We start from the raw sequence: 21,003 nt of genomic DNA on the forward strand, positions 1-21,003 counted from the left end.
GGCCGGCTGCCATGGGTGATCTGCTGGGCTTCGTACTGAGCGGGCTGGTGTCGGGGGCGCTCTATGCGCTCCTGGCCACCGGCCTCGTGCTGTCGTACTCCGCGTCCGGGCTCTTCAACTTCGCGCATGGCGCGACGGCGTATCTGTGTGCGCTCGGCTTCTACGAACTGCACTCGGGGCTGGGCTGGCCCGCCGTCCCGACCGCGGTGCTCATCGTGTTCGTGGTCGCGCCCGGGATCGGGTGGGGGCTCGACCGGCTGATGTTCCGCAAACTGGCCCGGGTGGGCGAGACCGCGCAGATCGTGGCGACGATCGGGCTGCTCGTCGCGCTGCCGGCCGCCGGGCTGTGGGCCGTCGAACTGCTGGACGACGCGGGCGCCTCCGTGGTCCCCGCGGAGAACCAGTTCGGGCTGCCGGGGGTCGGGCCGAGCCCGGCGAAGTCCTGGCAGCTGATGGACGGGGTCGGCATCGACTCCGACCAGCTCATCACCTGGATCGCCACGGCCGTGGTGGCCGTGGGGCTGTGGGTGCTGATGCGGCACACGAGGCTGGGGCTCCGGCTGCGGGCCTCGGTCGACGACCGGTCGCTGGTGGAACTGCGCGGGATCAGCGCGGACCGGCTCTCGTCGGTGGCGTGGATGCTGTCGTCGGGGCTCGCCGGTCTGGCGGGGGTGCTCGCCACACCTCTCCTTGGGCTCTCCGCACAGGACTTCACCCTCTTCCTGTTCGTATCGGCCACGGCGGCCGTGCTGGGGCGGTTTCTGTCGGTGCCGCTGGCCTTCGCGGGCGGTCTCGGGCTCGGCGTTCTGCAGAATCTCACCGCCGGGTACGCGTCGTTCGCCGACAGCATCACCGGTTTCCGTACGGCGGTCCCGTTCCTGATCCTCTTCGCCGGGCTGCTAGTCATGACCCGGCGGCAGCGGGCCGCGGGCACGGCAGCCGTGGACGCGCCGCCGGTCGACTATCTGGCAGGACGCTCGTGGGCGCGCAGGTGGGGTGTGTGGGCGGCGGGTGCGGTGCTGCTCGCTGCCGCGTTCTATACGGTCACCACCCCCTTCTGGAGCGGAATCCTGGCCCAGGGGCTCACGATCTCCCTGGTCTTCGTCTCCTTCACCGTGGTGACGGGGCTCGGCGCGATGGTCTCGCTCGCGCAGGCCACCTTTGTGACCGGGGCGGCGCTGGTGGCCGGGCTGCTGATGAGCCACGGCTGGCCCTTCATCGCCGCTGCCGCCGTGGGAACGTGCGTGGCGGCCCTCCTCGGGGCCGTGGTCGCGCTGCCCGCACTGCGGCTGGGCGGCAGGAGTCTGGCGCTCGCGACGCTGGCGCTGGCCTTTCTCGCCGACCAAGTGCTGTTCCAATTCCGGTGGTTGAGGAACGGGGACACCGGGTGGGAGATCCCGCGTCCGGTCTTCGGACCGGTGGATCTGGGCGACGACCGGGCGATGGGCGTGGCGCTGGTCGTGCTGGTGACGGCCGCCGTGGCCGCGCTGAGCGCGCTGCGGAACTCGCGGGCCGGGCGGGCCATGCTGGCGGTGCGCTCGGCTCCCGCGGCGGCGCTCGCCTCGGGGGTCTCGGTGATCGCCACGAAGCTGCTGGTCTTCACGGTGTCGGCGGGGCTGGCCGGATTCGGGGGCGTGATGTACGCCTCGTACAACACCCGTATCACCGCTACCGACTTCACCGCGATGTCGGGGCTGATCTGGCTCGCGGTGGTGGTGGCCGCCGGGGTGCGCAGGCCGCAGTTCGCGGTGGTGGCGGGGCTGGTGTTCGCGCTCGTACCGCATCTGATGACGGAGTACGTGACGTCCTCGGCGCATCTCCCGGTGATCCTCTTCGGGCTCGCGGGGCTGGCACTGGCCAACGATCCGGACGGGTACTGCGCGGCGGTGTCCGCACGGTGGCACCGCAGGCGGGCGGCGGCCGCGGCCCTCCCGGACGAGGCCCCGGAGCCGGCGCCCTCGCCGCGCCGGCCGGTCGCGAACGAGGCGGCCGGGCCCGCCACGGAGGCCGCGCTGGAGCTGCGGGGCGTCCGCGCCGGGTACGAGGGCTCCACCGTCCTGCACGGCGTCGATCTGTCCGTACGGCCCGGGGAGATCCTGGCGCTGCTCGGGCCCAACGGGGCCGGGAAGTCGACCACATGCCGGGTCGCCGCCGGGGCACTGAAACCCTCGGCCGGGACGGTGTACGCGGGCAGCAGGGACGTCACCGGCGAGGGACCCGTGCGCCGCTCGCGCGGCGGGGTCGTCCTGGCGCCGGAGGGGCGCGGGATCTTCCCCGGGCTCTCCATTGAGGAGAACCTCGCGCTGTACGTCGAGGACAGGGAGGGACGCGACGCGGTCTACGACCGCTTCCCCGCCCTGGCCAACCGCCGCGGCGTCACCGCCGGCTCGCTCTCCGGTGGTGAGCAGCAGCTGCTCGCGCTCGCCCCGCTCCTCCAGCGGCCTCCAGCGGTCCTCATCGCCGACGAGCCCTCGCTGGGTCTGGCCCCGCGCGTCGTCGACGAAGTGTTCGCTCTGCTCACGGAGTTGAGGGACCGCGGGAGCGCGCTGCTCCTGGTCGAGGAGAAGGCCGCCGAGGTGCTCGGGATCGCGGACACCGTGGCGTATCTCGCGCAGGGGCGGGTCTCCTGGTGCGGGCCGCGCGCCGAGGTGGAGGACGACCGGCTGACCGAGGCTTATCTGGGAGTGGGGGCGAAGACCGTATGAGCCATCTGCTGGAGGCCACGGGGGTCGGCGTGCGGTTCGGGGGCGTACGCGCCCTGGACGGCGTCGACCTCGGGGTGCGCCGTGGCGAGGTGTGCGGGCTGATCGGGCCCAACGGGGCCGGAAAGACCACCCTGTTCGACGTGGTGTCGGGGATCCGCAGGCCCGACGACGGGCGCGTCCTGCTCGACGGCGCCGACATCAGCCGCCGCTCCCCCGTCTGGCGGGCCAGACACGGCATCCGCCGCACCTTCCAACGCCAGCAGCTCTTCGGCCAGTTGAGCCTTGCGGACAATCTCCTCGTCGCGCAGGAGTGGCGCGGCGGGCGGCGGAAGACGGCTGGTCGCCGGTCGCGGGCGGCGACCGTACTGCGCGAGTGCGGTCTGGACGCGCTCGCCGGTACGTACGCGGGCGTGCTGCCCGTCGGCCAGGCCAGGATGGCGGAGCTGGCGCGCGCTCTCGCCGACCCTCCCCGGGTGCTCCTCCTGGACGAGCCGGCCTCGGGGATGTCCGGCGAGGAGCGGGCCCAACTCGCGGCCGTCGTACGGCATCTGGCCGACGAGGAGGGGTGCGCGGTGCTGCTCGTCGAGCACAACGTCGCCTTCGTGATGGAGCTCTGCAGCCGCGTCGTCGTTCTCGATCTCGGGACGGTGCTCGCCGAGGGCGACGCCGCGGACGTACGGAAGAATCCCGCCGTCCGCGACGCCTATCTCGGGAGCGCTACTTGATCGCGACCTTGAAGATCTTGTCCGAGCCCGCCGGTTCCTTTCCGTTGTTGTCGCAGTTGGTGGTGGAGAGCCAGAGCGCGTCCTGGCCGGGCACCTTGGTGACGGTGCGCAGCCGGCCGTAGGTGCCGACGTAGTACGCGGCCGGGGTGCCGACGTTCTCGGTGTCGCCCGAGATCGGGATCTGCCAGAGGCGTTCGCCGCGCAGGGACGCCATGTAGATGACGTTGCGGACGATCGCGATGCCGCTGGGCGAGGCCTCGGAGACGGCCCAGGTCTTCTTGGGGTTGGTCATGCCCGAGGTGGAGCAGGTGCCTTCGCAGGTGGGCCAGCCGTAGTTGGCGCCCGGCTTGATGAGGTTGAGCTCGTCGAACTTGCTGTCGCCGAACTCCGCCTCCCAGAGGCGGCCGTTGCGGTCGAAGGCCAGGCCCTGCGGGTTGCGGTGGCCGTAGCTGTAGACGTAGGTGCCGAAGGGGTTTCCGGGGGCCGGCTGGCCCGCGGTCGTCAGGCGAAGGATCTTGCCGTTGAGCGAGGCCTTGTCCTGCGCGAGGTCGGGGGTCTGGGCCTCGCCGGTGGAGGCGTAGAGGTAGCCGTCGGGGCCGAAGAGCAGGCGTCCGCCGTTGTGGTAGCGGTTCTTCTTGATGCCCTGGAGCAGGCTCTTGTACCCGGTCAGGGTGGTGCCGTCGTAGGTCATCCGCGCGATGCGGTTGCCTTCGGACGCGGTGTGCATGAAGTAGACGTAGTGGTTGGTGGACCAGTTCGGGTCCACGGCGACCCCGAGCAGCCCGCCCTCGCCGTCGGTGGTGACGACGTTCGGGACGGTGCCGACCTGGGTCCTGGCGCCGGCCGGGGTGACCTTGAAGACCTTGAAGCTGTCCCGCTCGGTCACCAGGGCACTGGAGGAGTCGGGCATCCAGTACGTGCCCCAGGGGATCGTCCAGCCGCTGGAGAGCGTCGAGATCGACGAGGGCACTCCGCCGTCGGACGAGCAGGTGGGGGTGGTGAAGGTGACGGCGTTGCTGGGTGCCGAGACGTTGCCCGCCTGGTCCTTGGCGACCACGGTCAGGGTGTAGGGACTGTTGCAGGCGAGTCCGGTGAGGGTCGTGGTGGTCGCGGGCGGGGTGCCGGTGACCGTCTTGTAGACGGTGGCGCCACTGCGCACCTCGTACGCGGTCACGGCCTTGTTGTCCGTCGCCGCACCCCAGCTGAGGGTGACGCTGTTGGCGGTGAGGCCGCTGGTGGTGAGGGTGCCGGGGGCGGACGGTGCGGTGGTGTCGGAGCTGGCGAGCGTGGTGCAGTCGATTGCCACGGACGCCGGGGAGGTGTTGCCGGAGGCGTCGCGGGCGATCGCGGTGAGGTTGTACGTGGTGTTGGCGGTGAGCCCCGTCAGGGTCTTGCCGGTGGCGGTGCCGGGGGCCTCGGCGAGCTTGTTGCCGTGCTCATAGATGTCGTACGCGGCGACGCCCACATTGTCCGTGGACGCAGCCCAGTTGAAGGTGATCGAGTCCTCGGTGACCCCGGTGCAGCTGGTCGTGCCGGGCTGGGTGGGGGCCTGGGTGTCGGCGGCCGTGCCGGCGGTGAGCTTGTCGAGGTTGGGGCCGCCGCCCGCTGTGGTGGCGGTCGCGCGGATCTTGTTCGCACCGACGACGAGGTTCGCGTTGACGGTCTTGGTGGCCCAGGTGTCCCAGTCGGCGGTGGCCGGGAAGGAGACGGCCGGGGCGACGACCGTGCCGTTGACGGAGATGTCCATCGGGCGGTCGGCCGCGGTGCCGTTCGCGTACCGCAGGGCGAGCGAGGCGCTGCCCGCCGTGGCGGCGCTGACGTTGAACTCGACGTAACTGCCGGTGATGTTGGTGTAGTCCACGAACCCGGTGCCGGTGTAGCCCAGGTGGTTCGTGGCCACGGTGCCCTGGCCGACGGTGGCGTCCTCGGCCTGGTAGGCGGTGCCGGCCGGGGCGGCGACCCCGAAGTCCACGTAGTCGATGTTGGCCAGGCCGGTGGCCGTGGTCGCCGTGAGCCGGATCTTGTTGCTGCCCGCGGTGACGGGGGCGGTCAGGGTGGAGACGGCCCAGGTGTCCCAGTCGGCGGTCGGGGGGAAGGAGCGGCCCGCGGAGACGTTCGCACCGTTGACCGCGACATCGGCGGGGCGGTCGGCCGTGGTGCCGTTGGCGTAGCCGATGGAGATCGTGGCCGTGCCGGCGGTCGCCGCGTTCACGGTGAACTCCACATACACATCAGTGGCGTTGGTGGTGTCCACAAAGCCGGTGCCGGAGTAGTTGAGGTGGTTGGTGGCCACCGCGCCCGAGGAGATCGAGGCGCTCTCCGCCTCGTAGCGCGTGGCGGCCGCGCTCGCGGGGACCGCCTGGACCAGCCAGGCGAGGAGCATGGCGACGGCCGCCGCCGCCACCGCTCTGGTTCGTGCGGACCGCATGGGGCCCTCCTTGGTGAGGGGATCGGGGGTCGGCATTACGGCACCCAGTAGTTTCCGGAGGCGACGATCATGGACTGGAACTGGACGCTGCCGCCGTAGTAGAGCGAGGGGTCGATCGCGGTGCCGGCGAGCTTGGTCCAGAGCGCGTCGAGCCAGGCCTGGGAGCCGGGGTCGGTCATGGCGGTGACGACGAACGGCGCGGTGAACGCCATGTCGTGGCCGGTGTCGAAGGCCGTGCCCGAGAGGTGGTAGCCGGTGACGATGCTGCCCGGGTTGGAGCCCGTCTTGGACTTGATCCAGGAGTTGAGCTTGCGGGCCGATGCGAGCGAGGCGGGATCGCCGCTGGTGACGGCGTCGGTGCCGATCCGCCAGGGGTCGCGGCAGGCGTTCCAGCCGTAGTCGCCGTCGTTGGGGCTCTCGAGGACCTGGCCCGGGGCGGGTACGGGGGTGGTGTTGGTGTTGACGACGAAGTCGGCGAGGAGCCCGGTGGATGACGCGTACTTCGCCTGCTGGGAGGTGATCAGGCTCTGGTGGGCGGTGCGGATGGTGTCCCAGGCGGTGTCGCCCGTCGCACGCCGGAAGGCGCGGAAGTGGTCGATCATCCAGTCCGAGGAGCGGGAGATGTTGTAGTACTGGTCGCCGGAGGTCGACCAGTCGCCGAGCAGCAGCAGATGCGTCGAGGAGTTGATCTCGTTGGACTTGATCGCGTTGATGTGGCGGACGGCCAGGTCCTTGTAGTTGTACGTGCCGGTGCTGCCCCACTGCTTGTCGGCGAGCAGCAGCCCGTATGCCACGTCCATGTCGCCGTCGGTCGCCGAGTCGCTGCCGTCCACGCTCTTGCAAGAGGAGTCCTGCTCGGCGGCGAGGAGGTTGGAGTTGTGCACGGAGGGGTGGGCGAGCACGTACTTGACCATGCCGTCGAAGACGGTTTTGGCGTTGGGGTCGGCGCCGGCCATGGTCGCGGTGACGACCATGCCGTAGCCCTGGCCCTCGGCGACATAGGGGTGGTCGGCGTCGGGCGAGATGGTCTCGTACCAGCCGTTGCCGCAGTTCTGCTTCACGAAGGCGGACTTCCAGGCGTTGTACTTGGCGATGACGGCCTGGTCGAGCGCGGACTGGGTGCCGCTTGGCTTCAATATCCCGGCGGTGTACGGGAATTGGTGGCTGCCGAAGGGCACGGCGGGGCCGCTTCCGCCCGTCGCCGGAGCCCCCAGGGTGAGCTTGTCGAGGTTGGGGCCGCCGCCTGCCGTCGAGGCGGTGGCCCGGATCGTGTTCGTACCGGAGTTGAGCGAGGCGTTGACCGTCTTGGTGGCCCAGGTGTCCCAGTCGGCGGTGGCCGGGAAGGAGGCGGCCGGGGCGACGACCGTGCCGTTGACGGAGATGTCCATCGGACGGTCGGCGGCCGTGCCGTTGGCGTACCGGAAGATCAGCCCGGCCTGGCCGGACGCGCTCGCGTCGACCGTGAACTCCACCGACGAACCTGCGACGTTGGTGTAGTCGACGAATCCTGTGCCGGTGTAGCCGAGGTGGTTCGTGGCGATGGCGCCCTGGCCGACGACGGCGTCTTCGGCCTGGTAGTCGGCGGAGACGGCCGGGGCGTCGAGGTCGGCGTAGTCCAGGTTGGCGAGGCCGCCCGCGGTCGTCGCGGTGAGCCGGACGGTGTTGCCGCCCGCCTTGACCGGTATGGAGAGCGTGGAGTCGGCCCAGGTGTCCCAGTTCGCCGTGGCCGGGAAGGAGCGGGCGGCGGAGACGGTCGTGCCGTTGACCGCGATGCCGGCGGTGCGGTCGGCGGTGGTGCCGTTCGCGTAGCGCAGCCGGAGGTTCGCGGTGCCGGCGGTCGCGGAGTTCACCGTGAACTCCACATACACACCTGCGGCGTTGGTGGTGTCCACGAAGCCCGTGCCGGAGTAGTTGAGGTGATTCGTTGCCACCGCGCCCGAGGAGATCACCGCGTTCTCCGCCTCGTAGCGGGTGGTGGCGGCGTGTGCGTCGGGCGAGAGTGCGGCGAGTCCGAGGAGGGCGACCGCGGCCGCCGTGCCGAAGACCGCGGGGTGCCTGAATCGAGATCTGGAACTGGATCTGGATCTGGATCTGTGCATGATCATCCTCTCCTGATGGTCCATCAGCCCAAGGGTCAGCCCTGGTACTGGACGACGATCTTGGTGAAGTCGTACGGCGACTGCGCCACCCCGCTGCAGGCGTCGCCGTCGGTGCCCGAGCCGCACGCGCGGTCCCGGTTGACCGACCAGAAGGCGAAGCGCGCGATGTGGTGCGTCTGCGCGTACGCGAGGATCGTGCGGAAGTCCGCCGCCGTGACCGTCTCGTCGGACTCGTCGGTCTTGCCGTTCATCGAGGAGACCCCGATGTGGCGGTAGGCCGTGTCGTCCGAGTAGCCGTACGCCGACTTGACCGCGGCCTTCAGGCCGTCGAGTGCGGCTGTGGTGGCCTGGCCCATGGTGCCACTGTGGCCGCCGAAGTCGAACGGCATGATGACCCAGCCGTCATTGGCCAGCCCGGCTGCCGCACCCTTCTTGATCAGGTCCGTGCCCGTGGAGTCGGGGCCGGTCGGGGTGGTGCCCATCGTGACGTAGGTGACGAGACCCGGGTTGTTGGCCTTGACGGTCTTCAGGGCGTCGACCACCCGCTGGCGGACGGTGCCGTTGGTGAACTCGGTGTCCTCGATGTCGATGTCGAGCGCCTTGAGGTGGTAGGCGGAGATCACCTTCTGGTACGCCCCGGCGAGCGCCGAAGCGCTGGAACACTTCTCGCCGAGCTTGTTGCCGCTCCAGCCGCCGACCGAGATGACGACGTCGCCGCCCGCACCCCGGATGGAATTGATCGCGGCCTCATCGGTGCCGCCGGTCAGCGCGCGGTCGCCGTCCCACTTGGGGTTGCAGGTGCCGTCGGAGAGGATGAAGGCGAGCGTGAACCACTTCACTCCTGTCGCGGTCATGACATCCGTAGGCTTCTGCGGATTGCCCCACCCGAGGTATTCGTACGGGGCTGCGGCCATCGCGCCCGGCCCGGTCGCGGCCTGCGGGGCGACATCCAGATAGTCCACATTGGGGCCGCCGTTGGCGGTGGTGGCGGTGGCCCGGACGGTGTTGGCGCCGGCCTTCAGCGTCGCGGTGAGTTTGGTCGAGACCCAGGTGTCCCAGGACCCCGTTCCATTGAAGGCCTTGCCCGTGACTATCGGGGTGCCGTTGACGGAGATGTCCATGGGGCGGTTGACGGTGGTGCCGTTGGCGTACCGCAGGGTGATATCCCCGCTGCCCGCGGCCGCAGCGTTCACCGTCCACTCGATGTAGCCGCCGGCGATGTTGGTGTAGTCGACGAAGCCGCTGCCCGAGTAGCCGGTGTGGTTCGTGGCCGTGGCGGCCTGCGAGAGCGTGGCGCTCTCGGCCTCGTAGCGGGTCGTGGCCGCCGATGCGGTACGGGCGGCGCCGAGCAGCGCCGCCAGGCCGAGCGCCGTGGCGAGCACGGCAGCCAGGAGCCGGGGACGCAGGGTCGTTTGCACGTGGATGGGGCCTCTCTGAGTCACCGTTAGGAAAGGTTCCTAACCATCCCTGCATAGCAGCGCCTCGGCCCACGGTTGTCAATGGCCCCGGCAAACTCAACTGACCGGCCATTCAGTCGTGTTGGGATATTTCACGGCAGCGCCAGGAGGGCGACGGCCACTGCCCGTCGCCCCGCCGGCCCGCGCGCCCCCTACCTCAACTGATGGTGATCTGGTCGACGTTGGGTCCGCCGCCCGCAGTGGTGGCGGTCGCGCGGATGATGTTCGTCCCGGACTTCAGAGGGATGGCGAGGGAGCTGGTGGCCCAGGTGTCCCAGTCGGCCGTGGGATTGAAGGCGCGCCCCGCGGAGACGACCGTGCCGTTGACCGTGATGTCCATGGGGCGGTTGGCGGTGGTGCCGTTGGCGTACCGCAGACCGAGCGTCGCACTGGCGGCGGCCGCGGACTCGACATTCCACTCGACGTAACTGCCGGAGATATTCGTGTAGTTGACGAATCCGCTGCCGTTGAACCCGGTGTGGTCGGACTCCACGACCCCCTGCGAGATCCGCGCCTCCTCCGCCTGGTAGACGCCCGACGCACCGGAGACCAGCTGATAGCCGCGCATGGCGGTGGTCAGCAGATAGGTGTCCTGGAGCGAGCCCGAGGTGTCACCCAGCGAGCGGTAGATGCCCCACTTGGGACGGGTGCGTTCCGTGATGAGGGTGTCGACGCCGTTCTTGGTGACGTCGACGAGGGTCGCTCCCGTACTGTCGCGCAGCACCCAGCGGACCATTCCCGACGTACCGTCGCCCACACGGATGGTGAAGTCGACGTCCGTCCACCGGTCGTGCAGCGGATCCAGACTGGTACGGCCCACCAGCACTCCGGCGATGGGGAGTTGGAGCTCGATGGTCTGGGGTCGTCGCCTTGAGCGAGCCAGGGATGTACATCGAGTAGGTGGTGCGCCAGGTCTGCCCTGCGGTCCACTGGAGGTAGGGGCCGCCCGCCGGGGTACGCATCCCGGTGACCTCCTGGCGCTGACGGTCGGTCGAGGTGTCCCGGTCGACCATGTGCATGTTCCAGCGATAGTTGGCACCTTCGGTGAAGATGTGCGGCTGCCCGGCGGGATGCGAGTCGGCGCGGTCGTCCTCGATCGACTCGAAGGCGGCGAGGCCGTCGACGGCGGCGGACGGCGCCCAGCGCTGCTGCCAGCTGGAAACGGCGAGCGCGCCGGCGCCGGCGGCGGAAGCGGCGCCAGGCGCGGTGGCCGCGTGCGCGGGGAGCGGCAGTCCCGCCGCCGCTGCCGCGCCGCCGAGTGCCGCGCCGAGAACCGTTCTTCGGGTGGGGTGATGGCCGTTGACCGGGTTCATCGAGTCCTCATCTGCTCGTTCATGATCAGGAAGGCGCCGAGGCCGTGGAAGTCGTTGGTGGCCCGGGTGCGGGCGACGTAGTACGCGTAGTCGCCGACGTTGGTGCCGACGGTGATGTCGCTGAGGCTGGTACGGCCGTCCGCACCGAGGGACAGCTTGGCGAGCACTCCCTGGTAGCCGCGTTGGGCGACGGTCGCGTAGCGCTGGTCGACGTAGCCCTGCTGGGCGCCCCGGGAGAGCGCGTAGGTGAACATCGAGGAGCAGGACGTCTCGGTCCAGTTGTCGCTGCGGTCGCCCTTGTCCATGACCTGGAACCAGCGGCCGGTGACCGGGTCCTGGGTCCGCTCCAGGCCGGCGGCCAGATTGCGCAGGATCGTCAGGAGCTGGGGCCTGCGCGGGGCGTCGGCCGGGATCGCGTCGAGGACGTTGACGATCGCCATCGAGTACCAGCCGACGGCGCGGCACCAGTGTTCGGGCGCGAGGCCGGTCGTCGGATCGGACCAGGCCGCCGTGCGCGACTCGTCCCAGGCGTGCTTGAGGAGACCGCCGGAGACCTGCAAGTGGCTTCCGTACACGGCGAGTTGCTTGGCCGCCTCGTCGTTGGTGTACGCGGAGTCGTGGAACTCCTTGCCGTACTCGACGAGGAAGGGATTGACCATGTAGACGCCGTCGGCCCAGAGCTGGTGGGCCCGGCTGCTGGTGTCGGCGTGCCAGAAACCGCCGTCCGCGGTGCGCGGGTAGGTCTTGAGGCGGTCGCGGATGGTCTTGGCCGCGGTGGCGTAGCGCGGGTCGCCGGACTCGTGGTGGAGGATCACCAGGAGCCGCCCGGCCTGCATCGAGTCGAGGCTGTTGAAGGACTGGTTGATGACACCGTTCGCGTCCACGAAGCGGTCGACGTAGCTCTTGATGTACGAGAGGTACGCCGGCTTGTGGGTCCGCTTGTAGGTGAGGTACTGGCCGTAGAGGTAGAGGCCGACCGGGTACGACCAGCTGCCGATGGTGGTCGGCGTGTAGCGGGCCGTCGTGGAGTCGACCATCGCCGTCGACCAGTCGGTGGCGGCGGCCGGGACGCTCCATCGGGCCTGCGGCCCGGCGGGATGCGCGGAGGCCGCGTGGGGCGCGGCCAGTCCCGTGCCGGCGAGGACTCCGGCCAGCAGCAGCGCGCACGGAGCGCCCCGCCGTGGCCGTCCCGGACTTTCATCCGATGTATTGGGGGCATTCCACATGGACAGAGCCTGCCTTCCCGAGGTCGGGGTTCAGGAGCGAGCGATGTGGTGCATTTGAGGGGCTCGGCCAAGCGCGGTTGTTCACAAGGGTGTACCGCGTTCAGCTATCTGCCATAGGGTTGCGTCTTGTTGGTACACGGTCAATGGTTCGCACCAAGAAGGTCGGAGCTGTATCGCGCCAATGTCGGGACCTGCACAGGACTGCCACACGAGGGGAATGCGCGGATCCGCATCTTCGTTGACCATGGGAGTACCAACCGACGACGACGTAAGGAACCGACCGCTCGTGAGCAAGGTCCCCTTCATCACCCTCAACAACGGCGTTCAGATGCCCCAGCTCGGCTTCGGTGTCTGGCAGGTTGCCGACGACGAGGCCACGAAGGCCGTCGGCACAGCACTCGAGGCGGGTTACCGCTCCATCGACACCGCGGCGATCTACGGCAACGAGGAGGGCACCGGCAAGGCCATCGCCTCCTCCGGGATCGCCCGTGACGAGCTCTTCGTCACCACCAAGCTGTGGAACACCGAGCAGGGCTACGACTCGACCCTCCGCGCCTTCGACGACTCCCTCGCCAAGCTCGGCCTCGACCATGTCGACCTGTACCTGATCCACTGGCCGGTCCCGGCCAAGGACGCGTACGTGGACACGTACAAGGCCTTCGAGAAGATCTACGCGGACGGCCGCGCCAAGGCCATCGGTGTCTCGAACTTCCCCGCGGACCACCTGGAGCGCCTGATCGGCGAGACCTCCGTGGTGCCGGCCGTGAACCAGATCGAGCTGCACCCCCAGCTCCAGCAGTCCGCCCTGCGCGCCCTGCACGCCCAGCACGGCATCGCCACCGAGGCGTGGTCGCCGCTGGGTCAGGGCAAGGGCCTCCTGGAGGTCCCGACGATCGTCGCGATCGCCCGGAAGCACGACCGCACCCCGGCCCAGGTCGTCCTGCGCTGGCACCTGCAGATCGGCAACGTCGTGATCCCCAAGTCCGTGACCCCGTCCCGGATCCAGGAGAACTTCGACGTCTTCGGCTTCGAGCTCGACGCCGACGACCTCGCCGCGATCACCGCGCTCGACGAGGGCAAGCGTCTGGGGCCCGACCCGGCCGAGTTCAACCTCGGCAGCTGATCACAGCACCCGCCCGCCCCGAACGCCGTCCGGCCCAACAGCCGGGCGGCGTCTCGTCGTTCAGCCCTGCGCGCGGTGCTCCTGCGGGCTGATGCCGCGCACCCGTTTGAAGGCGGCGCTCAGCGCGAACGAACCGCTGTAGCCCACCTTCCTGGCAACCGCCTCGATCGTCGCGTCCGTCGTACGGAGCTGGTCCGCCGCCAGGGCGAGCCGCCATCCGGTGAGGTACGACATCGGCGGCTCACTCACCAACTCACTGAATCTGCGCGCGAGTTGGGCCCTCGACACCCCCGTCTTCGTGGCCAGCAGCGCCACCGTCCACGGGTGTGCGGGATCGTCCTGCATCAGCCGCAGCGCCTGGCCGACCACCGGGTCGCCCATCGCCCGGTACCAGGCGGGGGCCTCGGCCTGCGGCCGGGAGAACCAGGAGCGCAGCACCGCGATCAGGAGCAGGTCGAGCAGCCGGTCGAGGACCACGCTCTGGCCCGGCTCGTCCCGGGAGATCTCCTCGTCGAGCAGCGGCATCAGGGAGGAGTTCCACACCTCCGCGGGCAGGAGCAGGAGACCGGGGAGCGCGTCGAGGAGCCTGCGGGTGAGCTCACCGCCCATCAGATAGGTGCCCACCAGCATGGTGGCCGAGCCGTCGGGGGCGTTGCCCCAGGTCCGCACCCCCAGGTCCATCGAGACCGAGAGCGGCTCCCCGCGCAGCGTGGAGCACGTCCCGCCGGGGCCGATCAGCCAGCTGGGCTCGGCGTCCGGCGCGCAGGCCACGGTGTACGGGGCGGGGCCGCGCGCGACGGCGACGTCGCCGGGGCGCAGCCGTACGGCCTCGCCGGTCCCGGGTATCACCCAGGCCTCGCCGCGGGCCATGGTCATCAGGCAGAGCGGTGCCTCGTCCTCGATCCGTACCGACCAGGGCGGCTCCATCACCATGCGCAGCAGAAAGGCCCCCCGGGCCCTCGGTCCGTCCAGAAGTCCGGCGAGTGCGTCCATGGGCAGGAAGCGTAGACGCACGCACATGGGGGTGCGTCTCTGGGACATGGGATCGGCGCGGGCGGGCGGCCAAGCTGGACGCATGACGAAGAACACGCAGCAGGAGACGGTGTTGGTGACGAGCGCGACCGGGAAGACCGGTCGCCGGGTGAGCGAGCGGCTCGCCGCGCGCGGGGTGCGGGTGCTTGCCGGTTCGCGGCAGGGTGCGGTCCGCTTCGACTGGGAGGACGAGGGGAGTTGGGGTCCGGCGCTCCAGGGCGCGGACGCGGCCTTCGTGGCGTACTACCCCGACCTCGCGGCCCCCGGCGCGGATGCGGCGATGCGGAGTCTGGGGCGGATCGCGCTCGCGGCGGGAGTGGGGAGGCTGGTGCTGCTTTCGGGGCGCGGTGAGCCCGAGGCGGCCAGGGCGGAGAGTGCGCTGCGGGAGTCGTACCCCCAACTCACTGTCGTACGGGCCGCGTTCTTCGCCCAGAACTTCAGCGAAGGCCCCATGATCGAGGGCGTGCTCGCCGGCGAGGTCGCCTTCCCCGGCGGTGACACGGCCGAGCCGTGGATCGACGCCGACGATCTGGCCGACGTGATCGTGGCGGCGCTCACCGAGGAGGGACACACGGGGCTCGTGCACGAGGTGACGGGACCGCGGCTGCTGACCTTCGCGGAGGTCGTGGCGGAGATCGGGCGCGCGACGGGGCGTGAGGTCGGGTACGTGCCGGTCTCCGAGGAGGAGTACGCGCACGCGCTCCAGGAGTACGGCATGCCGGGCGGCGAGGCGGAGTGGCTGGCCGGGCTGTTCACGACGCTGCTCGACGGGCACAACGCGGCGACGACCGACGGGGTCAAGCGGGTCCTCGGCCGGGAGCCGCGGGACTTCACGGAGTTCGCCCGCGACGCGGCGGCTTCGGGGGCCTGGGACAGCGAGGGCGCTCAGGAGGCGTAGAGCGCGGCGAGCTGCGCGGCCGTCCCTGCGAGGCGGTCGCGCAGCTCCGCGGGTTCCATGACCTCGATGTCCGCGCCCAGTTTGAGGAATTCGCCGTGGGCGTGGTCGAGGGACTCGATGGGCACGGTGGCGGTCGTACGGCTGTCGGCCCCCGGCGCCCAGACGACGGAGAGCGCCTCGGCGGCGCGCTCCGTGATCCGTACGACGGCCTCCCCGCGCTGGAGCCGCGCCCGGAAGTCCTCCTGGTACTGCTGCCAGTAGGCGGCCAGATCGAACTCATCGGGGACGGTGAACCGCTCGTCCCGTGGGGTGAGTTGCAGGATCTGGTCGACGCGGAAGGTGCGCGGCCAGGGCCCCGCGATCACATACCAGCGCCCTGCCTTGAGCACCAGGCCGTACGGCTCCAGGCGCCGGTCGACCTCGGTCGGCTCCTTCCAGCGGCGGTAGCGGACGTCGATGACCCGGCCGTTCCAGACGGCGTCGGCGACGTCCTGGAGGAACGGCACGGGCTCGTCCTTCGCGTACCAGCCGGGCGCATCCAGATGGAACCGCGACTGCATACGGTCGACGTGCCCGCGCAGCTCGGCCGGGAGCGCGGCCCTCAGCTTCAGCTGGGCGGCGGCGAGGACCGAGCCGAGGCCGAGCTCGGCGGCGGGGCCCGGGATGCCGGAGAGGAAGAGGGCTTCGGCCTCGCCGGTGTTGAGGCCGGTCAGTTTCGTACGGTAGCCCGCCAGGACCTGGTAGCCGCCGGCGTGCCCCGCGTCCCCGTACAGCGGGACGCCCGCGGCGTGCAGCGCCTCGACATCGCGGTAGACGGTACGGACCGACACCTCCAGCTCGTCGGCGAGCTGGGCGGCGGTCATCCGCCCCCGGGTCTGGAGCAGCAGAAGGATCGAGACAAGTCGGCTGGACTTCACTGACACAGGATGTCAGTGAAGGGGTCCTACCTTCCACTCATGGCTTTCGCAGAGAAGTTCCTGACCGTGCTCCCGCCCATCGAGGTGGCGGGCCGCCGCATCAAGCGCTACCACGTCACCGCGAACCCGGCGGGCATCGAGCCGGAGGTGGAGAAGGCCGCGTACGCGGTGCTCCCCGAGCTGCTCCCGCCGCCCGACACCACTCCCCCGGCGACCTTCGTGGTGGTGCACCGGGGCGGCGACACCGGCGCGTACCTCAATGCGTACAGCTGGGTGTGGGACAACGTCCTGCACTTCGGCGGGGCGGCGGCCGGGCAGCCGGAGCTCGACTGCCCCGACCTCGACCCCGCCCACTTCATCAGGCTCGACCGCGAGCGGTCCTGGATCGGCTGTGTGTGGGAGCTGCCGCCGCTCGTCCATGAACGCGACGCCTGGGTACGGCACATGCTCGCCCCCGACCGCCCCGACCTCGACGCCTATCTCGCAGATTCCCTTCCCGCCGGCACCACTGGAGACCGCTCATGAACGACTTCGACTTCCTCGTCGGCGACTGGGACGTCGCCAACCGCTGGCGTACGGACTTCCTCGACGAGGCCGGCGCATGGGAGGAGTTCCCTGCCACGTCCCACGGGAGCCGCCATTTCGACGGCGGCGCCAACTTCGACGAGATCGACTTCCCGACGAAGGGCTTCGCGGGCCTCACGCTGCGGCTGTTCGACACCGAGCGCAAGGAGTGGTCGCTGTACTGGGCGAGCAAGCGCACCGGCACGCTCTTCCCGCCGGTGACGGGGCGGTTCACCGAGGACGGACGGGGCGAGTTCTACGGCGACGACACCCATGACGGCAAGGAGATCAGGGCGCGCTTCATCTGGTCGGGGATCTCGGAGACCACCGCCCGCTGGGAGCAGGCCTTCTCCGTGGACGGCGAGAAGACCTGGGTCACCAACTGGATCATGGAGTTCACGCGGCGCGCCTGAGCGCGACAAGCCGGAAGACCGGGTCGGGGCGCGGCGCGTCCGGGTCGGGGAGTGCGATGAGCCGCTCCGCGAGCGCCTCGGCCTCGGCGCCGCGGGCGCTGAGCCGCGAGGTGTACTGGCCGGCGAGCATCGCCTCGGCCGTGCGCCGCGGGGAGCGGCCCTGACCGCATCCCGGAAAGTACGTCTGCTCTGCGGGGAAGAGCCCGGCCGCGGCTCCGTACGCCTCGATCCGGTCGCCCCGGTCGAAAGCCGCCGTCGTCTGGTACGGCGCCAGCACGGCGTCGATGTCGCACCCGACGTCGTGCCCCGCGTCCTTGTCGACGGTGGTGACGAACACCCCGCCGGGCCGCAGCACCCGCGCGGCCTCGGCCACCACCGCCTCGGCCTCCGGCACCAGATGCAGCAGCCACACCGCGCTGACCGCGTCCAACGAGGCATCAGGGAACGGCAGTCGGCGTACGTCGCCGATCACGACCGCACCCGGCACCCGGTCGGCGGCCTTGCGGGCCATGCCGTACGAGGCGTCCGCACCCAGCACCCGCAGTCCCGGCCGGTGCAGGCGCTCGGTCACGATCCCCGTGCCGCACGCGATGTCGAGCAGGGTGTGCGCGCCGTCGGGGATCAGGCGCAGGACGGCCTGCGCCGCGGCCTCGGCGCGGGGCACGCCGCCGCGCGTCGCGTCGTAGTGGGCGGCCTGAATGTCGTAGTCCAGCATGCCCCCATGATCGCTCAGACTGCGCTGTGCGCGGAAGCGATCGCCTCGACCCTTTGCGCCAGGGCGAAGTCCTTCTCGGTGACGGCACCTCCCGCATCGTGCGTGTGCACGGTCAGAGAGAGGGTGTTGTAGCCGAGGGTGAGGTCGGAGTGGTGGTCCAACTCCTCCTGGATCTGCGCCACATGGACCACCATCGCGGTGGCACCGAAATGGGTGGAGAGCTGGTAGGTGCGGGCGATGCGGTCGCCCTGGAGGGACCAGCCGGGCAGCTCGCGCAGCCGGTCCTCGATCTCCTTCTGCGACAAAGGCTGTGTGGGCACGGCCGGTCCTTTCTCCGCGTGCTGACGTGCGTGCCCTTTACGGTAGTCGTTATGACGACTGTTGCGACCGGCACGGGACTGGGGCCGCTGCTGCGCGGCTGGCGCGAACAGCGCAAGGTGAGCCAGCTGGAACTGGCGCTGCGCGCCGATTCCTCCGCGCGCCACATCAGCTTCATCGAGACGGGCCGCTCCCGCCCGAGCGAAGAGCTCATCCTGCGCCTCGCCGAGCACTTGGACATCCCGGTCCGCGAGCGCAACTCCCTTCTGCTGGCCGCGGGTTATGCACCGCAGTACGCCCAGACCGCACTCGACGACCCGTCCATGGGGGCCCTGCGCGAGGGGATCGAGCGGCTGCTGACCGGATACGAGCCGTACCCGGCGCTGGTGGTGGACGGTACGTACACGGTGGTCGCGGCCAATCGCGGCATCGCGATGCTCCTGGACGGCGTACCGGAACACCTCCTCGCACCGCCGCTGAACGCGATGCGCCTGACCCTCCACCCCGAGGGCCTGGCCCCCAAGATCCTCAACCTGCGCGAGTGGCGCGGGCATCTGCTGCACCAGATGGAGCGCCAGATCGCGCTGGCCCGCTCACAGCCGCTGCGGGAGCTGTACGAGGAGGTGTCCGCCTATCCGCTCCCGGAGCCCACGGGCCCCGACGACCGCGAGGACCCGGACCCCTACCCGTACTTCGCGCTGCCGTTGCGCATCGAACACGAGGGACATGCGCTGTCGTTCATCTCGTCCATCTCGACGTTCAACACCCCGATGGACGTGACGGTCGCCGAGCTGGCCATCGAGACGTTCCTCCCGGCGGACCCGGCGACCGTCAAGTACCTTCAGTCGCCGGGCGGCTGACCGGCTAGCCGTGCCAGACGGTGGTGATGTTGCAGAACTCGCGGATCCCGTGAGCGGCGAGCTCGCGCCCGTACCCGGAGCGCTTGGTGCCGCCGAAAGGCAGAGCGGGATGTGAGGCGGTCATGCCGTTGAAGAAGACTCCGCCGGCGTCCAGGTCCCGTATGAAGCGCTCGGTCTCCGCCTCGTCCCGTGTCCAGACGTTCGAACTCAGCCCGAACGGCGTGTCGTTGGCGACGACGATCGCCTCGTCGATGCTGTGGACGCGATGGACCGTCGCCACGGGGCCGAAGGTCTCCTCCGCGTAGATGCGCATCTGCGGGGTGATCCCGGCGAGCACGGTCGGTGCGTAGTACCAGCCGAGGTCGAGCCCCTTGGGCCGCTCCGCACCGCAGAGCACGCTCGCTCCGAGGCGTACGGCGTCGTCGACGAGCTCCTCCAGGTCGGCGCGGCCCTGCTCGGTGGCGATCGGGCCCACGTCGGTCCCTTCCTCCATCGGGTCGCCGACGGTCAGTGCGGCCATCCCGCCGGTGAACCGCTCCACGAAGGCCTCGTAGACGTCCGCGTGCACGATGAAGCGTTTGGCCGCGATGCACGACTGGCCGTTGTTCTGTACACGTGCGGTGACCGCGGTGTCGGCGGCCTTCTCGACGTCGGCCGACGGCATCACGAGATAGGGGTCGCTGCCGCCCAGCTCCAGGACGGTCCGCTTCACCTCGTCCCCCGCGATCGCGGCGACCGAGCGTCCGGCGGGCTCACTGCCGGTGAGGGTCGCCGCCGCCACCCGGGGGTCGCGCAGGATCTCCTCGATGGCGCCGGAGCCGACCAGCAGGGTCTGGAAGCAGCCGTCGGGGAAGCCGGCCCGCTGGAACAGCCCCTCCAGGTAGAGGGCGGTCTGCGGGACGTTCGACGCGTGCTTGAGCAGGCCCACGTTGCCCGCCATGAGGGCCGGGGCGGCGAACCGTACGACCTGCCAGAGCGGGAAGTTCCACGGCATCACGGCCAGCACCACGCCCAGCGGCCGGTAGCGGGTGTAGGCGCGGGAGGCGCCGGCGTCCTTCACGTCGGCCTTCGACGGCAGTTCGTCGGCGAGCAGCTCCTCGGCGTGGGAGGCGTACCAGCGCATCGTCTTCGCACACTTCGCCGCCTCCGCGCGGGCCGCCGCCACGGGCTTGCCCATCTCGGTGGTCATCGTGCGGGCGATCTCGTCCCGGTCCTGGTCGAGGAGGTCGGCGGCCCGCTCAAGGAGCCGCGCCCGCTCGTCGAAGCCGGTGTTGCGATAGGTCCGGAAGGCCGCTGCCGCGGTGGTGAGCCGCTTCTCGGTCTCCTCGGGCCCCAGCGCATCGAATGTCAGCAGCGTCTCGCCGTTCGCGGGGTTGACCGTAGCGATGGCCATCGGGAACTCCTCCTCGCACTCGCTTCTCCGACCCTCCCGCGCCCGGCACGGGCACGCAAACGCGGGCAGGTCTGGTCGCGTGCCCCTCGCAGGGCGTTTCATGCGACGCGCCCGCCGCCTCCCGCGCCGACGGCCCGGTGTCCGACCGGGCAGGATGGCCCGGATGGACCACCCTCTCGACGTTCCCGAACTCGACGCCCGCGGGCATCTGCTCCGGCCGTGGGCGCTCACGGACCTGGACCTCGTACGCGAGGCGGCGCGGGACCCATACATCCCGCTGGTCACCACCGTGCCCTCGCCGTACTCCGACGAGGAGGGCACCGCCTTCGTGGAGCGGCAGTGGGAGCGGGCGGCCACGGGCAGCGGGTACCCGTTCGTCGTCGTGGGTGACGACGGCAGGCCCGTGGGTTCGGTCGGCCTCTGGCTGCGGGATCTCGGCCAGGGCCGGGCGTCGATCGGCTACTGGACCGTGGAGTCCGCGCGTGGCAGGGGCGCCGCCGGCGCCGCGCTCGCGGCGGTCGCCGCCTGGGCGCTGGACGAGCTGCGGATCCCGCGCGTCGAACTGCATGTGGAGCCGTGGAACGCGGCGTCGCTGCGCACCGCCGAGCGGGCCGGTTTCCGGCGCGAGGGGCTGCTGCGGAGCTGGCAGGAGATCGACGGGGAGCGGCGGGACATGATCGTCCACTCGCTGCTGGGCACCGATACCCGCCTGTGACGCGGCTGTTCGTGATGCATACCCCGCGCCGTAATACAGCCGACACGCCCCCTTCCCTTCCTCTCGATGCTCTTGGAACATTCCGCTAGCCACTGTTCCCCC

General features: G+C 70.4%; 18 protein-coding genes and 1 pseudogene. 8 read left to right on the forward strand and 11 right to left on the reverse strand.

Annotated features, from left to right (window positions below; genetic code table 11):
- Positions 1 to 11 precede the first annotated feature (11 nt).
- Together AB0H78_RS05755 and AB0H78_RS05760 are read left to right on the forward strand one after the other, a co-directional pair.
- Positions 12 to 2,705: an ATP-binding cassette domain-containing protein gene (locus AB0H78_RS05755; RefSeq protein WP_363232979.1), complete on the forward strand. Its 2,694-nt coding sequence runs from the start codon at positions 12 to 14 to the stop codon at positions 2,703 to 2,705.
- Positions 2,702 to 3,430 (forward strand): ABC transporter ATP-binding protein, encoded by a 729-nt coding sequence (locus AB0H78_RS05760; RefSeq protein WP_363232980.1) that lies wholly within the window; start codon positions 2,702 to 2,704, stop codon positions 3,428 to 3,430. The genes AB0H78_RS05755 and AB0H78_RS05760 overlap by 4 nt, the downstream gene beginning before the upstream one ends.
- Here the strand turns inward: AB0H78_RS05760 and AB0H78_RS05765 are convergent.
- From AB0H78_RS05765 to AB0H78_RS05790, 6 genes and pseudogenes are all read right to left on the reverse strand, one after another.
- The gene (locus tag AB0H78_RS05765) at positions 3,423 to 5,858 is read right to left on the reverse strand and encodes a PQQ-dependent sugar dehydrogenase (protein WP_363232981.1); all 2,436 of its coding nucleotides are present in this window, start codon (positions 5,856 to 5,858) and stop codon (positions 3,423 to 3,425) included. The genes AB0H78_RS05760 and AB0H78_RS05765 overlap by 8 nt on opposite strands.
- 35 nt (positions 5,859 to 5,893) lie before the next feature.
- Positions 5,894 to 7,957, reverse strand: a complete 2,064-nt coding sequence (locus AB0H78_RS05770; RefSeq protein ID WP_363232982.1) for a glycosyl hydrolase family 8 — start codon at positions 7,955 to 7,957, stop codon at positions 5,894 to 5,896.
- Positions 7,958 to 7,992: 35 nt separating this feature from the next.
- Entirely contained in the window at positions 7,993 to 9,375 is a 1,383-nt protein-coding gene (locus tag AB0H78_RS05775; RefSeq protein WP_363232983.1) for a CBM35 domain-containing protein, read from the reverse strand.
- A gap of 196 nt (positions 9,376 to 9,571) precedes the next feature.
- Positions 9,572 to 9,982, reverse strand: a complete 411-nt coding sequence (locus AB0H78_RS05780; RefSeq protein ID WP_363233431.1) for a carbohydrate-binding protein — start codon at positions 9,980 to 9,982, stop codon at positions 9,572 to 9,574.
- Positions 9,962 to 10,727: pseudogene (locus AB0H78_RS05785) on the reverse strand (Tat pathway signal sequence domain protein); the annotation flags it as partial. The pseudogene AB0H78_RS05785 and the gene AB0H78_RS05780, both read right to left, overlap by 21 nt.
- Complete coding sequence (locus tag AB0H78_RS05790) at positions 10,724 to 11,953, reverse strand: glycoside hydrolase family 88 protein (protein WP_363232984.1); 1,230 nt, start codon at positions 11,951 to 11,953, stop codon at positions 10,724 to 10,726. The gene AB0H78_RS05790 and the pseudogene AB0H78_RS05785, both read right to left, overlap by 4 nt.
- A 286-nt stretch (positions 11,954 to 12,239) precedes the next feature.
- Here AB0H78_RS05790 and AB0H78_RS05795 point away from each other — a divergent pair, with 286 nt between their 5' ends.
- Positions 12,240 to 13,076 carry an aldo/keto reductase gene (locus AB0H78_RS05795; protein WP_363232985.1) on the forward strand — a complete coding sequence of 279 codons (837 nt, stop codon included), beginning with the start codon at positions 12,240 to 12,242 and terminating at the stop codon, positions 13,074 to 13,076.
- Positions 13,077 to 13,136: 60 nt separating this feature from the next.
- Here the strand turns inward: AB0H78_RS05795 and AB0H78_RS05800 are convergent, their stop codons facing one another.
- Positions 13,137 to 14,069 (reverse strand): AraC family transcriptional regulator, encoded by a 933-nt coding sequence (locus AB0H78_RS05800; RefSeq protein ID WP_363232986.1) that lies wholly within the window; start codon positions 14,067 to 14,069, stop codon positions 13,137 to 13,139.
- 82 nt (positions 14,070 to 14,151) lie between these two features.
- On the opposite strand from AB0H78_RS05800, the gene AB0H78_RS05805 reads away from it, so the two are divergent.
- Positions 14,152 to 15,006 carry an NmrA family transcriptional regulator gene (locus AB0H78_RS05805; protein ID WP_363232987.1) on the forward strand — a complete coding sequence of 285 codons (855 nt, stop codon included), beginning with the start codon at positions 14,152 to 14,154 and terminating at the stop codon, positions 15,004 to 15,006.
- Here the strand turns inward: AB0H78_RS05805 and AB0H78_RS05810 are convergent.
- Positions 14,994 to 15,923, reverse strand: a complete 930-nt coding sequence (locus AB0H78_RS05810) for a YafY family protein (RefSeq protein ID WP_363232988.1) — start codon at positions 15,921 to 15,923, stop codon at positions 14,994 to 14,996. The two genes, AB0H78_RS05805 and AB0H78_RS05810, sit on opposite strands and share 13 nt — an antisense overlap.
- Positions 15,924 to 15,962: 39 nt before the next feature.
- Here AB0H78_RS05810 and AB0H78_RS05815 point away from each other — a divergent pair, with 39 nt between their 5' ends.
- On the forward strand, positions 15,963 to 16,448 hold the full coding sequence (locus AB0H78_RS05815) for a hypothetical protein (protein WP_363232989.1): 486 nt from the start codon (positions 15,963 to 15,965) through the stop codon (positions 16,446 to 16,448).
- Positions 16,445 to 16,900 carry a hypothetical protein gene (locus tag AB0H78_RS05820; RefSeq protein ID WP_363232990.1) on the forward strand — a complete coding sequence of 152 codons (456 nt, stop codon included), beginning with the start codon at positions 16,445 to 16,447 and terminating at the stop codon, positions 16,898 to 16,900. Before AB0H78_RS05815 ends, AB0H78_RS05820 begins: the two co-directional genes overlap by 4 nt.
- On the opposite strand, the gene AB0H78_RS05825 is transcribed toward AB0H78_RS05820, so the two are convergent.
- Positions 16,884 to 17,615 (reverse strand): class I SAM-dependent methyltransferase, encoded by a 732-nt coding sequence (locus tag AB0H78_RS05825; protein WP_363232991.1) that lies wholly within the window; start codon positions 17,613 to 17,615, stop codon positions 16,884 to 16,886. The two genes, AB0H78_RS05820 and AB0H78_RS05825, sit on opposite strands and share 17 nt — an antisense overlap.
- Before the next feature lie 14 nt (positions 17,616 to 17,629).
- Positions 17,630 to 17,935 carry a 4a-hydroxytetrahydrobiopterin dehydratase gene (locus tag AB0H78_RS05830; RefSeq protein WP_363232992.1) on the reverse strand — a complete coding sequence of 102 codons (306 nt, stop codon included), beginning with the start codon at positions 17,933 to 17,935 and terminating at the stop codon, positions 17,630 to 17,632.
- Between the two features lie 51 nt (positions 17,936 to 17,986).
- Between AB0H78_RS05830 and AB0H78_RS05835 the strand changes: the two genes are divergently transcribed.
- Positions 17,987 to 18,793, forward strand: a complete 807-nt coding sequence (locus AB0H78_RS05835) for a helix-turn-helix transcriptional regulator (RefSeq protein WP_363232993.1) — start codon at positions 17,987 to 17,989, stop codon at positions 18,791 to 18,793.
- 4 nt (positions 18,794 to 18,797) lie between these two features.
- Here the strand turns inward: AB0H78_RS05835 and AB0H78_RS05840 are convergent, their stop codons facing one another.
- Positions 18,798 to 20,186, reverse strand: a complete 1,389-nt coding sequence (locus AB0H78_RS05840) for an NADP-dependent succinic semialdehyde dehydrogenase (protein ID WP_363232994.1) — start codon at positions 20,184 to 20,186, stop codon at positions 18,798 to 18,800.
- Positions 20,187 to 20,349: 163 nt separating this feature from the next.
- Between AB0H78_RS05840 and AB0H78_RS05845 the strand changes: the two genes are divergently transcribed.
- Entirely contained in the window at positions 20,350 to 20,901 is a 552-nt protein-coding gene (locus tag AB0H78_RS05845) for a GNAT family N-acetyltransferase (protein WP_363232995.1), read from the forward strand.
- Positions 20,902 to 21,003: the final 102 nt, after the last annotated feature.

This window comes from Streptomyces sp. NPDC050738 (assembly GCF_040654175.1).
Classification (GTDB): Bacteria; Actinomycetota; Actinomycetes; order Streptomycetales; family Streptomycetaceae; genus Streptomyces.

Excerpts from the sequence above, each read along its gene's own strand:
- AB0H78_RS05755 (WP_363232979.1), top strand. The coding sequence starts at position 12 with ATGGGTGATCTGCTGGGCTTCGTACTGAGCGGGCTGGTGTCGGGGGCG.
- AB0H78_RS05760 (WP_363232980.1), top strand. The coding sequence starts at position 2,702 with ATGAGCCATCTGCTGGAGGCCACGGGGGTCGGCGTGCGGTTCGGGGGC.
- AB0H78_RS05765 (WP_363232981.1), bottom strand. The coding sequence starts at position 5,858 with ATGCGGTCCGCACGAACCAGAGCGGTGGCGGCGGCGGCCGTCGCCATG.
- AB0H78_RS05770 (WP_363232982.1), bottom strand. The coding sequence starts at position 7,957 with ATGCACAGATCCAGATCCAGATCCAGTTCCAGATCTCGATTCAGGCAC.
- AB0H78_RS05780 (WP_363233431.1), bottom strand. The coding sequence starts at position 9,982 with ATGCGCGGCTATCAGCTGGTCTCCGGTGCGTCGGGCGTCTACCAGGCG.
- AB0H78_RS05790 (WP_363232984.1), bottom strand. The coding sequence starts at position 11,953 with ATGTGGAATGCCCCCAATACATCGGATGAAAGTCCGGGACGGCCACGG.
- AB0H78_RS05800 (WP_363232986.1), bottom strand. The coding sequence starts at position 14,069 with ATGGACGCACTCGCCGGACTTCTGGACGGACCGAGGGCCCGGGGGGCC.
- AB0H78_RS05805 (WP_363232987.1), top strand. The coding sequence starts at position 14,152 with ATGACGAAGAACACGCAGCAGGAGACGGTGTTGGTGACGAGCGCGACC.
- AB0H78_RS05815 (WP_363232989.1), top strand. The coding sequence starts at position 15,963 with ATGGCTTTCGCAGAGAAGTTCCTGACCGTGCTCCCGCCCATCGAGGTG.
- AB0H78_RS05820 (WP_363232990.1), top strand. The coding sequence starts at position 16,445 with ATGAACGACTTCGACTTCCTCGTCGGCGACTGGGACGTCGCCAACCGC.
- AB0H78_RS05825 (WP_363232991.1), bottom strand. The coding sequence starts at position 17,615 with ATGCTGGACTACGACATTCAGGCCGCCCACTACGACGCGACGCGCGGC.
- AB0H78_RS05835 (WP_363232993.1), top strand. The coding sequence starts at position 17,987 with ATGACGACTGTTGCGACCGGCACGGGACTGGGGCCGCTGCTGCGCGGC.
- AB0H78_RS05840 (WP_363232994.1), bottom strand. The coding sequence starts at position 20,186 with ATGGCCATCGCTACGGTCAACCCCGCGAACGGCGAGACGCTGCTGACA.
- AB0H78_RS05845 (WP_363232995.1), top strand. The coding sequence starts at position 20,350 with ATGGACCACCCTCTCGACGTTCCCGAACTCGACGCCCGCGGGCATCTG.